The following is a 13,028-nucleotide window of genomic DNA, read 5'->3' on the forward strand; positions in this document are numbered from 1 at the left end:
CATGACCGGCGCGGCGGCGGGTCGTCCGGTCGGGCCGCGCGTGCGAAGCGGGGCGGCCTGGGCGATGTCGGATCGCATAATGGCCAAGGTGCGCTGCAAATCCGCCGTGCGGCGTGTGCTGGACTGCAAGCCGAAACGGGCATCCACCACCTGACTGAGCACCAGTACGCCCGCCGCCGATATCATCGCGAAAATGGCAAGGGCCAGCAGCACCTCGACCAGCGTAAAGCCCTGACGCGACGAAGGGCCGGTCATTGCGGCGCATCCGAGCGATGGACGCGGCGCTGGGCCAGCATCTGGGTGCCATCCATGACGCGCACTTCCAGCCCGCGCACCTGACCTTCCACGGCGACCTCACCGGCGATCCACGTCCATGACTGTCCGGCCATCTGCATTTGTCCGGCGGAGGCCGTCTGACGACCCAGCGCCAGTTCGGCAGCCACCGTATCGGCGACCATGCCGGCCACGGTGCGCTGTTCCAGCATCGCCGCCGTGCGGGTGCTCTCGATGGTCAGCTTCATCAGCGCCATGGCCGCCAAGGCAAACACCGCCAGCGCCACCAGCATTTCGATCAGGGTGAAGCCATCGCGCCTAGGGCTCAAGGGTCACCTCCCCCGCGCCATCCACACTGACCCATGCCCCCTGTCCTTGCCGCACAAGGTACCAGCGCACAGGATCAGCCAGACCTGTGGCGTCAAACATCAGCCGGTCCTGCACTGGCCCTGTCATCCCTTCGGGCCAAGGCTGGGGCTTTAGCGCACCGGACAGCACTGACCAGCCCTGCCCGTCATAGGCCTCGAACCGGTAGCCGTCGGGCGACAAACGCACCGCTACGGCGCGATTGGTCAAGATGGCTTCCTCGCGCGCCAATATCAGTCTGGCGGCAAAGCGCTGGGCCTCGCGCGCGGCAGTAGGGCGCGGATCGGGGGACGACAGAACGACCGCCGTCGCCGCGACGCCGATTACGGCAATCACCACCAACAGCTCGACAAGGGTAAAGCCTTGGCGCGTTCGGGAGACTGGCGGGTTACAGGGTCCAGTTGCCGATGTCGGCGTCATTTCCCTCGCCCCCTTCCTTGCCGTCGGCACCATTGGTCCAGACGTCGAACTGTCCGCCATGGGCGCTGTTGCGGCGATATTGATAGGGGTTGCCCCACGGATCATCCGGCAGGCGACGGATATAGCCGCCTTGGCGATAGCGCTCCGGTCGGCTCAGGTCTGCGGGAGGTGCCGACAGGGCCGCCAGCCCCTGCTGGTCCGTAGGGAAGGCCAGATTGTCCAGACGATAGGTTTCCAGAGCCTGTTCCAGCACGGCGATGTCGGCGCGGGCCTTGCCTACCATCGCCTTGTCCTGACTGGGCAGCACATTGATCACCACCACCGTCGCCAACAGGCCGATGATCACGATCACCACCAACAGCTCGACCAGAGTAAAGCCCTCGCGGCCCCGCTCCTGCGGCGTCTGCTGACGGCGGCGGGACTGTCGAAGGTGTTGGATCAGCATGTTCATGACGGCCTCGCTCACCCCAAAGCCAGGGTGTTGATCTGCAAGATGGGAAGAAGGATGGACAGGACGATCAGCGCCACGATGCCGCCCATGATCACAATGATGGCGGGCTCCAGCAGGCTGAGCATCACGGCAGTGAAATTGGCAAACTCGCGGTCCAGATAGTCGGCGGCGCGCGCCAGCATCGGCTCCAGCCGCCCGCTGTTCTCGCCAGAGGCCGTCATGTGGATCAGCACCGGGGGGAACACATCCGCACGGCGCATGGCCGCCGACAGGCCGCCGCCCTCGCGCACAGCCTCGGCCATGGCTTCGGTGGCGCGGCGCAGGGCGCGGTTCGAAACGGTGCGGGCCGTGATGTTCAGCCCTTCCAGCACCGGTAGGCCAGCCGCGATCATGGTGGACAGGGTGCGGGCCATGCGCGCGGCATGAAGGTCGCGCCCCAAGGCTCCGATGACAGGAAGCCGCAGCAGAAGGGCGTCGGTTCTCAAGCGAAAATCCTCGCGCCGACGCAAGAGGGCCACCGTCAGAACGGCTCCGACGACCAGCAGCGCCGCCAGCCAGCCCCACGCTGTCATCGCCCCCGACAGTCCGATAATGCCCCGCGTCAGCAGGGGCAGCGACTGGCCCATGCTGTCGAACTGTTCGACCACCTTGGGCACCACAAAGGTCATCAGGGCGATCACCACCCCCATAGCCACCACCGCCAGCACGCAGGGATAGACCAAGGCGGTTATGACCTTGCCGCGTATTTCCTGATCGCGGTCCAACCCGTCGGCCAGACGCTCCAGAATGGGTTGCAGCGCGCCGGATGTTTCCCCTGCCCGCACCATCGCGCGATAAAGCGGCGGAAAGGCCCGCCCCTGCCCGCCCATGGCATCGGCCAGACCGCGCCCTTCCAAAAGGCCGTTATGCACGCCCTCCAGCACCTGTTTCAGATGCGGGCGGTCCGCCTGCGCCACCAAGGTCCGCAAGGCTTCCTCCAGCGGCGAGACCGACACCAGTGTCGCCAGCTGGCGGGTCACCAGCGCCAGCGCCTTGGCCGACAGACGCCCCGACGTCTTGGCGGAGCGCGCATTGGCGGAGGACGGCGCGATCTCGACCACCACCATATTGCGGCGCGCGAGGGTATTACGGGCAGCCGTTTCGCTGTCGGCAGACAGCCGCCCGCGCACCGGATGGCCGCGCCCGTTGATGGCGACATAGTCGTAACCGGCCATCAGTCGTCCGCCTGTCCGCTGCGTTCGCCGGTGACGCGCACGGCCTCTTCGACCGAGGTCTGTCCCGTCTGCACCATGATCCGCACCCGATCCGCCAACAGCCCCTCGCCCTTGGGACCAAAGGCTGCAACGACAAGCTCTTCTTCGGGGGCAGAGGTGGCAATCAAGCGCCGAACCGTTTCGTCGACCGGCATCACCTCATAGACACCGAGACGACCGACATAGCCGGTCTGGGCGCAGTGGCTGCATCCCACAGGGCGGAAATGTCGGGTGCGAGCCTTTAAGCCGATACGCGCGGCGGTGACCGCATCCAGCGTCTCTTCGGCGCGGCAATGGGGGCACAGTTTGCGAACCAGACGCTGGGCCATGATCAGGCGGACCGAGGACGCCAGCAGAAAGGGCTCCACCCCCATATCGCGCAGACGCGTAATGGCCCCCGCCGCATCATTGGTGTGGACGGTCGACAGCACCAGATGCCCCGTCAGGGACGCCTGAACCGCAATGGACGCCGTCTCGGTGTCGCGGATCTCGCCCACCATGACCACGTCCGGATCCTGACGAAGAATGGCGCGCAGGCCCGCGGCAAAGGTCATGCCGACGCGGGTGTTGACCTGTGTCTGGCCAATGCCCTCGACCGCATATTCGACAGGGTCTTCAATGGTCAGGATGTTGCGCTGGCCGTCATTCAGGCGCGACAAGCCCGCATAAAGGCTGGTGGTTTTGCCCGATCCGGTCGGGCCGGTCACAAGGATCACCCCGTGCGGTTCGGCCAAGGCCTTTTCCAGCGCGGCGCGGGCGTCTGCGGCCATACCCAGACTGTCGAAATCCACGCCCGTACGGTCACGGTCCAGCACGCGCATCACCACCCGCTCGCCCCCGCGCGACGGCAGGGTGGAAACGCGCACATCCAGATTTCGTCCGCCCAGCATCAGGGCGATACGCCCATCCTGCGGCACGCGCTTTTCGGCAATATCCAGACGCGCCATGACCTTGATGCGCGACACCAACAAGGGGGCCATGCGCGGGTTCAGGCTCAGCGCCTCGCGCAGCACGCCATCCACCCTCATCCGGACCAAAAGGCGGCTTTCGAAGGTTTCCAGATGGATGTCCGATGCGCCCAGCCGGACGGCCTCGGCAATCACGCCGTTGATCAGGCGGATCACAGGCGCATCGTCGTGGCTGTCCAACAGGTCCTCGGCGGCAGGCATCTCCTCCACCAGACCTTCCAGACCGGACGGGATGTCCAGCTCATCGCCCCTGTCCGACGAAAGGGCGTCTGAGGCATAGATATCCGACAAGCGCCGCTCGAACTGGGCGTCGTCCAGCATTTCGACTGACAAGGGGCGGCCCAACAGCCGGCGCGCTTCGACCAGCGCCAGCGGGTTGACGTCACGCCTGGCCCCCACCGCCATGACGTCGCCCGGCATCAGCAGCACCACGCCTTGAGAGCGCGCAAAGCCATAGGGCAGTTTGGGATCAGCCAGCGTGATCATTGACCGCCCCGCCCTGCGGTAAGGGTTGTCCCGACACCGGAGCCACCGGCGCAATATAGGCCGGAGCCACAGGCGGCTGGGTGCGCATATAGTCGCGCAGCATGGCGTCAATCGAGGGCTCTACACCCGGGCTGATCTGCTGCTGCTGGGCGCGCATATAGCCCCAGCGGTCAGCCGCCAGCCCCTGCGCCTCTTGCGAGGTGCGAATGATGGTCGGGCGCAGGAAGACCATCAGATTGGTGCGCCCACCCTGTCGGCTGGTGGAACGGAACAGATGCCCCACCACCGGCACATCGCCCAGACCGGGCACGCGGCTGGCCTCGGTGCGGTCGTTCTGGTCCAGCAGGCCACCGGCCACCGCAATGTCGCCGTCGTCCACTACCAGCGTGGTTTCCAGCTCGCGCTTGTCCATCACCAAATCTGTTGCGCCGCGCGACAGGACACCATTGATGCTGGACACCTCCTGTCTCAGCGTCAGGGTGATAGAGCCTCCGGCATTGATCTGCGGGCGCACCGTCAGGCGCACGCCGATGTCCTTGCGCTCGGTCGTCGTGAAGGGGTTGTTGTTGCCGTTCAGCAGGGTCTGGCCCGTGGTGATGGGCACTTCCTGCCCGACAAGGAAGCTGGCCTCTTCATTGTCCAGTGTCATGATCGACGGGGTCTGCAACAGGTTCGACCCGCTGTCCGTCTTGGCCGCATTGATGATGAAACCGAACAGGCCGTCACCCCATTTGCCGCCCGCCCCGCCGACAAAACCATTGGCACCCAGCAGGCCGTTGAGCGCCAGATTTTGCAGGCGCTCGCGCAGGGGATCATCCTTGTCCAACTGATCCGAGGCCACGCCACCGGCCAGCGGCAGCAACGGCGTTGCGCGGTCGGAATAGTTGGTCAGACCCGCCCCATGTTCGCCCGCTGTAATCCACTGCACGCCCAGTTCACGCACGGCATTGTCCGACAGCTCGACCACAATGGCCTCGATCAACACCTGCTGGCGACGGACATCCAGTTGGCGGATGACGCCCGTCAGCGTGCGTTGCAGGTCTGCCGGTCCGGAGATCACCAGTGCGTTCGCGCCGGGGAAGCGGGCGATGGTCGCACGCTGGCCCGTTTCAGTGATGGTGGTTGTGCCGATGGCGCTCTGGGATTCTTCCGGTTCGCTGTCCACCGCACGGGCGACCGTATCGCCTTGGGCCGAGGCATTGCCGATGCCGCGTGCCGCTTGCAGGCGGCGGCTTTGTCCAGCACCGGCATCCTCTACCGGCTGACCGACAATCTGTTGCAACACCGGCAACAGCTGGGCCGCGTCGGCGTGTTCAAGGAAGACGACATTCACGTCCTGATTGGCGCGCGAACGGCTATCCAGATCGGAGATCAGCACACGGACGCGCTCCAGCTGACGGGCATCGCCGCGCAACACCAGTGTGTTGGAGCTTTGTACCGGTGTGACCGTGACCAGCGACTGCTGGCCCAGCACCTGCGCCAGAACACCCGCAATCTCGCGTGCCGAAACGTTCTCCAGCGGCACGACCTGATAGTCGCTGCGGTCAACGTCGATGCTGGCGACCAAGGCGCGGATGCGGGCCATGTTGTCGGCATAGTCGGCGACCACCACCGTATTGGCCGCCGCATTGGGCAGCACCTGCCCCTGCTCGCCCACCAAGGGCCGGATCGTCTCTGCCGCCGAGGGGGCGTCGATGTGGCGCAAGGTGAAGACCTCGGTCGCAAACCGGCCCGCACCTGTGCCCGATGGCCCTTGTGCGCCCGTGGCTGCCGGGCTGATGCGATAGCTGCCCGATCCCGAAGGGGTCACCACCAGACCGTTGGCCCGCAGGGTCGACAGGAACAGGTCGAACAACTGGCTGGAAGTCAGCGGGCGCGGGCTGGAAACAGTGACCGTGCCGCTGACAGCCGGATCGACGATAAAGGTGCGTCCGGTGCGGCGTCCCACATCCTGAATAAAGGCGCGGATGTCGGCATTTTGCACATTCAGCGTCTGTGCCGCCTGCGCATGGGCGACCGCAGGCAGGGCCATCAACGGGGCCTGCACCATCAGCAGAGCACACAGGCCCGAACACAGCATAAGATGCGGTTTGCGGCTCATTAACGGTCCTACCGGGTTGTGATCGTGGTCATGCGCCGCTGGCCGCCGCGCTCGAATGAAATTTCGGCGGACGAAGCGTTGGCCAGTCGTTCGCGCAGAGTGTTCAGAGCTTGTGGCGACGTCAGTGCCGTGCCGTTAACCGACAGGATCACATCGCCGTTTTGAAGACCTGCCGCCGCCAGTTCACTGGCCTCATCGGAGGCGGTGACGGTCAGACCTGTGACCCGCAGGCCATCAAGGCGCGGCCTCAAACCGGCCTGCGCCATAAGGCGCGCGGGATTGACGACCGCCGCCGCATTTGCAGGCGCGGCTCCGGACGGCGTGTCCGCACCGGTGTCCTCGATGGGGGCGGCAACGTCCAGCGCCACTTCGGGGAAATAGAGGCGCGACAGGGTGTCTCCACGCGCCAAGGTCACATGATCGGGCCCCACCGATTTGAGGGTGACACCCCCAGTGACCGCCTCGCCCACAGCGACCGAGACCTGCACACCGTCGGGACCACCGATGATGGCCGATCCACCGCCGAGCCCATCGGCGCTGACGCCAAAAAGGGTAAAGCCTGTTGTGTCGACCTCGGCCTCTGAAACGCTGGCCCCGGCGAAGGGATCATAACGGCCAAGGATCGCCGTATCGGGTTTGGGTGCAGAGCGCACAGCCACATCCGGTGCGGGTGCGGCAAACAGCCAGACCAGCCTTCCTGCCTGAACCAGCAGGATGACGATCAGCAAGACTTCCAGCCCGCGCCGCAGGGTGTCTGCCGCGAGAACATTTCCAAAGCCTGATGTGCGCAGACCCTGCAACACGAGCGCCATCCCGATGTCGGCGGGACGGTTCGCCCCGACACTGTACAGGCGAACTATCGCGATGTTCCGTACCCGGCTTGCATGTCACAATGACAGGCCAGCGAAGATGAGATGACGAATACTCCGAACGCGGAACATTGGTATTAAAACCATAAGAAAAGACCGGAGCGCCCTGGGGCACTCCGGTCCAAGTCAAGTTCCTGCTCGCAGGGGGAGAAGTGTCAGAACCTTGCCGTCAGACTGACCGATACGCTTTGACCTAGATCATAAGCATTGATCAGAATCTTGCCGTTCTGCTCCTGGAACTCCTCGAAGTCTTGACCCAGCAGGTTACGCGCTTCGAAGGCGATGCCCATGTCGCGACCCTGAACGGTAAAGTCCTTGCGGTAGACGAAGTCGAGGAAGGCCCCCGGCTCCTGCATATAGTCAGGCTCGCGGGCGTCACCGACGCCTGCACCACGCGCCGTGATACGCTCGGACACATAGTTCAGGATCAAGGTCGCCTGGGAGCGTGCCGTGTCGTCCTCGAAGCCCAGTTGCAGGTTGGCGACATGTTCGGACTGACCCTGCATGCGCACGCCGTCGCGGAGGAAGAAGCTGGCCTCTTCCGGACGACCGGCACCGCCCAGCGTCATGACCGTGTCACCGTCACCGACGCTGACCTCGCTGTCCGACCAGGTGTAGTTGGCAGCCACGAGGAAGCGCTTGTTGGCGATGAAGTTGCTGTTGCTGGCGAAGTCGAAATACTTCTTCGCCTCGACCTCGAAGCCCATGACAACCGCTTCCGGCGCGTTCAGGAACGACTGCTGACGCTGGTTGCCCACGTCGACGATCACAGCCTCAACCGGCTTGTCCATCTTCTTGTAGAAGACGCCAGCGGTCACGAACTGCTGCGGAGCGAAATACCACTCCCAGCGCGCATCCAGATTGAGGATCTCGGTGTCCACCAGATAGGGGTTACCGATGAAGATGCGGTCGCTTTCGGGGTCCGTATAGGCCTGCGGGGCCAGTTCGCGGAACTGCGGACGGCCAATCGTTTGCGACGCGCCGAAGCGCAGTTGCTGGTTCTCGGCAAAGTTCCAGGTGGCGGTCAGCGACGGCAGCCAATAGTCCTCGTCGCGCTGGGTCGGCAGATAGCTGCTTTGGCCACCGAACAAGCTGCGCGGCGTCACGCTTTGCGAGCTGTCTTCGTAACGCACGCCAAAGGTGGTGCGCACCGTGGGCCAGAACTCGGCATCCACCATGGCATAGGCCGAGTTGACCGTCAGGTCCGCGTCATAGGCGCTGGCCCCGTTGCCACCGGCCACTTCGCGCAGGCGCAAGGTGGTCGGATTGATGTTGTAGTCCGAGAACAGATAGTCGATGCGCGCGCTGCGCTGGCTTTCGGTCAGGCTGTTGACGGTCTCGAACTGCAAGTCGTGACGCTGGGCGTTACGGGTGTTGTCGAGGGTGGCGACGCCCACCTTGACCGTGGCCTCGCGGCCATCCTGCATCGGCACGAAATAGGACAGGTCCACGCCACCGGACAGAACTTCATCCTCCAGATCGGAGAAGGAAATCAGGTTGCCCTGCACGTTGTGGATGTAATTGCCTTCGGCATCGACGCCATACTGGAAGCGGCTCTCGTACGGCGCATCGCGGGTCGAGCGTGCATACGAACCGCGCCAGTCCAGTTGCCAGTTGTCGCCGAGCGCGTGCTGACCGGCCAACTGGGTGGTGAACAGCTGGCGCACAAACCATTCGGTATAGTCGTTACGGATGATGCTGCCGCCCGCGTCAAAGTCAGGGCCGGCCGCCGAGCGGGCTTCCTTGGTCGTGCTGCGGACGTAGAGGTTCGTCCATTTGACCTCGTGATCCTCGTTCGAGAAGGACAGGCCACCCAGCAGGTTCAGGCGGATGTCGTTCTGGTTCGACGTCACATCATAGGTCGAGCGCGCTTCCAGCTTGTCGCCCTGGAACTGGCCTTCCTGCTGGATGGCCTGACGGGCGCGCCAGCTGTTGTCATAACCTGCGGCCACGATGACACCGATGTCACCCCAGCGGTTCGGAGTAGTGAAACCAACGGCGATTTCGGCGCTGGCATCGACGGGCGTCTCTTGGCGTTGCAGCAGGCGCAGCGGAGCGTTGACCAGAGCACGGCCCATGATCTGCAGATCGCGATCCGAGAAGTTGGCGCGGTTGATCTGCTGGTTCAGCTTGAAGGCGTATTTGATCTCTGACGGGATATCGCGGGTGCCGTCGTCGAAGCCGGTCCAGTCGCTGTCCGAGCCGTAGTAGACCAGATTGTCCTTGCCGGTCGTCTCGGTATTGCCGCCCACGCCGATCTTGAGGTTCAGGAACGGCTCTTGCGGCGCTTCAACGGTCGACAGATTGATGACGCCGCCACCGAACTCGCCCGGATAGTCCGGCGAATAGGTCTTTTGCACCGACACGCCATTCAGCACGCTGGCCGGAAACAGGTCCAGCGGCACGACGCGTTGCAGCGGATCGGGGCTGGGCAGCGGCGAGCCGTTCAGCAGGGCCGAGGAATAACGCTCGCCCAGACCGCGCACATAGACATAACGGCCCTGAACGATCGACAGGCCCGTCACGCGGGTCAGCGCCGAGGCTGCCGTGGAATCGCCCGTGCGTTGCAGGTCTTCCTGCGTCAGGAAGGCCGCCACTTCGGCGCTGGCGCGGTTGGGTTCGGGAATGTTGCGGCCGCGGACGACGATATCGCCCAGCGCGGTCGGTTGGTCAGTGTCTTCCGACGTCACGGCGACGGAGACGTTCGTGGCCTCGCCACCAATATTCTGTGCGGATGCGGCGGCCGGCAGCATCACCGATGCGCCCAGTGCCGAGGTCGCCAGCAGGACCCTGCCCAGGGTCAGCTTGGTCTTGTTCATCTTGCTTGCCTTGCAGGGAAGAGGACTTGGGAAAACGACGAAGCGGCGGCAGGGCTATCCCTGCCGCCTCTTCATGCGATGGCCGCTATCAGCAGCGCTGACCGTCGGTCAGGCCGCAGGTCCAGCCGCGCCACCAAGTGTCGGCGCTGTCCTTCACGGCGCCGATGTAGTCGGTGTCGACGAACCACGAGTAGGTGGCCGAGGCCTTCACCGGGGTGACAGCCCTTTCGTTGGCACCGTTGATGAAGGTCAGGACCTGGTTGGCCAGAGTGGTGCCCGATGCCGGAGCCGTCAGGGTCGAGGTGCCCTTGGCGACGTTGTTGGTGCCGGCCGTGAACACGTCTTCCGAGCGGCCGGCGTTGTTCGGACGGTAGGAAATGCCGCACGACATGAAGACCGAGTTGAACACCGGATTGACGCTGGCGGTGTCGGCATCGGCGATATCCAGACAGCCCGCCGAGGAACCGGCAACGCTGGTGAAGACCGAGTTGATGACGGTAGCCTTGGTGCCGGTGTCGAAGTGGGCCACGGTGTGGGCGTCGGTCGGCGAGTTACGGCCCACCATCGTCCAGTTGGCGATCTTCGGTTGCGAGTTGTAGCGGGTGGCCAGCGGCGTCGAAGCCGGAGCCGCCGAGAACTCGAAGCCTGCCGAGCGGCTGGTCGCGTTCGGGGCGCGCTGGGTCACGATGCCGAACTGGGCACCACCGCGCCAGCCGGTATCGGTGTCGAAGGCGTCGTCGTCTGCGCCGGTGATGACGATGTGGCGCAGGTTGACGTTACCACCGAAGATTTCGATGCCGTCGTCCGAGGAGTTGTGGGACTGGATGTACTCGATCACCGTGCCCGAACCGACACCGGCCAGAGTCAGAGCCTGAAGCTCGTTACCGGTCGAGATTTCATAGCCCGAGTAACGGATCTGCACATAGCGCAGGCGACCCGAGTTGTCCGCCGCCGTGTTACCGCCGTAGAAGGCATCCGTGCCTTCGACCTGACCGGTGCAGGTGACCGTGCCGGTCAGCTGGCAGTTGGCTTGCGGAGCGCGACCGGCGATCACGATACCGCCCCACTGGCCCTGCGAGTTCTCGTTGTTGCGGCCTTCGATATCGTCGCGGCTGGTGAAGATGATCGGGTTGCCTGCAGTGCCTTCGGCAAAGATTTGCGAGCCACGGTTGATGATCAGATAGTCACCACCGCCCTGGGCAAAGATCTTCACGCCAGCTTCGATGGTCAGCACGCCCTGGGTGCCGGAAGGCTGGGCGGGATTCAGACCCATGTCGGTGCCGACCGAGGTGCGACCCGAGATGGCGTAGATGGTGCCTGCGCGCAGCGGCACGGTCAGATTGCCGTTAATCTGCGTCGGCAGCTGGCACACGCGCAGGGTGTCGTTGGCGATCACGCCAGCGTTGGCGAAGCCGGTCGGACAGTCGACTGCGGCACCACCTGTCGAGGGCGGAGGGTTGTTGCCACCGCCGCCACCGCCACCATTGCCCCCGCCGAAGTCACCTTCGCCCGGAGAGGCCACCTCGGCCGAACCGCCACATGCTGCCAAAGCAAGAGCGCTCGCGGCGACGGCGAGCAGGGTTTTGAAGTTGGACGTCATCGTCTTCCACCGATCCGATTATTTGACGGCAGTCTGAATGGCGACGAACGCACCCCCCTGCCTCGCCGCATGGATGAAAGCGAACACGGTTTCGCGCTTGCACCGAGCAATGAAGGTTCAATGGAGATTTTATGGAATCTTGTTCGTGATCGAACAGTGTTTCACAAATGAAGTTTCGCGCCTCTTCCTCTGGCCCGCAGGAGAGGGCATCATGATGCCAGTCGAGGGGCCGAAACGTTGTTAAACATAGGTTTTATGACCATTGCGGTCCTGCTGAGTGCCCTGGGCCTCGGGGCAGGCGCAGCGGCAGGCTGGATCAGTTTTCGCCTGCCCGGAAAGGTGCCGCCGGCACGTCCGCGACGCTATGTCTGGCTGCCACTTCTGGGTGCGCTGATCGGATTTTTCAGCGCGTGGTGGTGCCAGTGGCGTCTGTTTGATGATGGCACCGCAATTTTCACCGCCTTGCTGGGCTGGCAGCTCATGTTGATCGCGCTGATTGATGCCGAGAACTTCTGGCTGCCGGATGTTGTGACGGTGCCTCTGGCGCTGACGGGCCTGTTGGCCAATGTGATTCTGCCGCAACCGCCCGCCATCGGGTGGATGTTGTCGGTTCTCTCGGCACTGGCTGCCTTTGGCGGACTGTGGCTGCTGGCGGGTCTGTATCAGCTTTTACGCAAGCGACGCGGCATGGGTACCGGCGATCCCATATTGCTGGGCGCAGGCGCGGCGTGGGTCGGTCTGGCCGATGTGCCCGCCGTGCTGTTGTGGGCCAGCCTGTCGGCCCTTTTGGTGCTGGCCGTCCAGCGGGTGCGGCAGCGCGAGGTTCGCATGGACAGCCGCCTGCCCTTTGGCACCTTTCTGGCGCTGGGCATTTTTGTGTGCTGGCTGCCGCTCTAGCTGACCGGTCCCATGGCCAAGAAGGTGCGCGCGGCGGTCAGGTCACCGACCTCCATCCGCACGCGGGCCACCGTATCGTCACGGAACAGGAACTCGATCCAGAAGGTCTCGCGCGGGTCCAGTTGTTCCAGCGCCGTCAGGGCTCCCGCATCAAAGGTCCACGCCTCGCCCTGTTTGCGATCCGCGGCCAACAAGGATTTGGGAGCCGCAGCCTGACGGGCCGCAAACACCTGTTTGCGCCCTGACGGCGGCGGCACATCGGCCACGCTGCCGCGTCCGATCAATGGTCTTGGCACGACCGTGCTGTCGCGCATGACGATGCGCGCCGCGTAGGGACGCGAGCGACCGACGAACGACACCACCGCCACCGGCTCCACCGCATCGGGCGAGCGCCCTGCCAGCCCAAAGCGCACAGGCGATGCGCCTACGCGCGCGGTTTGCGCCAGACGCCAGCCGGGATTGGCTCCGCGAAAACGATCTACGGCCCAGCCCTCGCCATGGGCGGGAAAGTTGATCCGCACCGCC

At 64.4% G+C, this 13,028-nt stretch carries 11 protein-coding genes and 1 pseudogene; 1 reads left to right on the plus strand and 11 read right to left on the minus strand.

The features are described from left to right. From B3B04_RS08700 to B3B04_RS08745, 10 genes are all read right to left on the minus strand, one after another. Nucleotides 1–255, minus strand: a 255-nt coding sequence (locus B3B04_RS08700; protein ID WP_292041992.1) for a PulJ/GspJ family protein, incomplete at its 3' end; no start/stop codon positions are given. Further along, nucleotides 252–602 (minus strand): type II secretion system minor pseudopilin GspI, encoded by a 351-nt coding sequence (gene gspI / locus B3B04_RS08705; protein ID WP_292041995.1) that lies wholly within the window; start codon nt 600–602, stop codon nt 252–254. The genes B3B04_RS08700 and gspI, both read right to left, overlap by 4 nt. Further along, nucleotides 592–1,059: a GspH/FimT family pseudopilin gene (locus B3B04_RS08710; protein ID WP_292041997.1), complete on the minus strand. Its 468-nt coding sequence runs from the start codon at nt 1,057–1,059 to the stop codon at nt 592–594. Before B3B04_RS08710 ends, gspI begins: the two co-directional genes overlap by 11 nt. Then, nucleotides 1,028–1,504, minus strand: coding sequence for a type II secretion system major pseudopilin GspG (gene gspG / locus B3B04_RS08715; protein ID WP_292042016.1), 477 nt, complete (start codon nt 1,502–1,504; stop codon nt 1,028–1,030). The genes B3B04_RS08710 and gspG overlap by 32 nt, the downstream gene beginning before the upstream one ends. Before the next feature lie 17 nt (nt 1,505–1,521). After that, entirely contained in the window at nt 1,522–2,724 is a 1,203-nt protein-coding gene (gene gspF, locus B3B04_RS08720; RefSeq protein WP_292041999.1) for a type II secretion system inner membrane protein GspF, read from the minus strand. Further along, on the minus strand, nt 2,724–4,217 hold the full coding sequence (gspE, locus tag B3B04_RS08725; protein WP_292042001.1) for a type II secretion system ATPase GspE: 1,494 nt from the start codon (nt 4,215–4,217) through the stop codon (nt 2,724–2,726). Before gspE ends, gspF begins: the two co-directional genes overlap by 1 nt. Continuing rightward, entirely contained in the window at nt 4,201–6,318 is a 2,118-nt protein-coding gene (gene gspD / locus B3B04_RS08730; protein WP_292042004.1) for a type II secretion system secretin GspD, read from the minus strand. The genes gspE and gspD overlap by 17 nt, the downstream gene beginning before the upstream one ends. An 8-nt stretch (nt 6,319–6,326) precedes the next feature. Then, the gene (locus B3B04_RS08735) at nt 6,327–7,130 is read right to left on the minus strand and encodes a type II secretion system protein N (RefSeq protein ID WP_292042006.1); all 804 of its coding nucleotides are present in this window, start codon (nt 7,128–7,130) and stop codon (nt 6,327–6,329) included. A gap of 212 nt (nt 7,131–7,342) precedes the next feature. Then, on the minus strand, nt 7,343–10,006 hold the full coding sequence (locus B3B04_RS08740; RefSeq protein ID WP_292042008.1) for a TonB-dependent receptor domain-containing protein: 2,664 nt from the start codon (nt 10,004–10,006) through the stop codon (nt 7,343–7,345). 88 nt (nt 10,007–10,094) lie between these two features. After that, on the minus strand, nt 10,095–11,606 hold the full coding sequence (locus B3B04_RS08745) for a hypothetical protein (protein ID WP_292042011.1): 1,512 nt from the start codon (nt 11,604–11,606) through the stop codon (nt 10,095–10,097). A gap of 255 nt (nt 11,607–11,861) precedes the next feature. Here B3B04_RS08745 and B3B04_RS08750 point away from each other — a divergent pair, with 255 nt between their 5' ends. After that, nucleotides 11,862–12,503, plus strand: coding sequence for a prepilin peptidase (locus B3B04_RS08750; protein ID WP_292042013.1), 642 nt, complete (start codon nt 11,862–11,864; stop codon nt 12,501–12,503). Here the strand turns inward: B3B04_RS08750 and B3B04_RS08755 are convergent. Then, nucleotides 12,500–13,028, minus strand: a pseudogene (locus B3B04_RS08755) (hypothetical protein); the annotation flags it as partial. The gene B3B04_RS08750 and the pseudogene B3B04_RS08755 sit on opposite strands and share 4 nt — an antisense overlap.

This window comes from Brevundimonas sp. UBA5713, from assembly GCF_002419815.1.
In the GTDB taxonomy this organism is placed as follows: Bacteria; Pseudomonadota; Alphaproteobacteria; order Caulobacterales; family Caulobacteraceae; genus Brevundimonas.

What these genes read in the sequence shown, in the direction of transcription:
- B3B04_RS08750 (WP_292042013.1), top strand. Translation starts at nt 11,862, where the DNA reads ATGACCATTGCGGTCCTGCTGAGTGCCCTGGGCCTCGGGGCAGGCGCA.
- B3B04_RS08745 (WP_292042011.1), bottom strand. Translation starts at nt 11,606, where the DNA reads ATGACGTCCAACTTCAAAACCCTGCTCGCCGTCGCCGCGAGCGCTCTT.
- B3B04_RS08710 (WP_292041997.1), bottom strand. Translation starts at nt 1,059, where the DNA reads ATGACGCCGACATCGGCAACTGGACCCTGTAACCCGCCAGTCTCCCGA.
- gspF (WP_292041999.1), bottom strand. Translation starts at nt 2,724, where the DNA reads ATGGCCGGTTACGACTATGTCGCCATCAACGGGCGCGGCCATCCGGTG.
- gspE (WP_292042001.1), bottom strand. Translation starts at nt 4,217, where the DNA reads ATGATCACGCTGGCTGATCCCAAACTGCCCTATGGCTTTGCGCGCTCT.
- B3B04_RS08740 (WP_292042008.1), bottom strand. Translation starts at nt 10,006, where the DNA reads ATGAACAAGACCAAGCTGACCCTGGGCAGGGTCCTGCTGGCGACCTCG.
- gspG (WP_292042016.1), bottom strand. Translation starts at nt 1,504, where the DNA reads ATGCTGATCCAACACCTTCGACAGTCCCGCCGCCGTCAGCAGACGCCG.
- gspD (WP_292042004.1), bottom strand. Translation starts at nt 6,318, where the DNA reads ATGAGCCGCAAACCGCATCTTATGCTGTGTTCGGGCCTGTGTGCTCTG.
- B3B04_RS08735 (WP_292042006.1), bottom strand. Translation starts at nt 7,130, where the DNA reads ATGGCGCTCGTGTTGCAGGGTCTGCGCACATCAGGCTTTGGAAATGTT.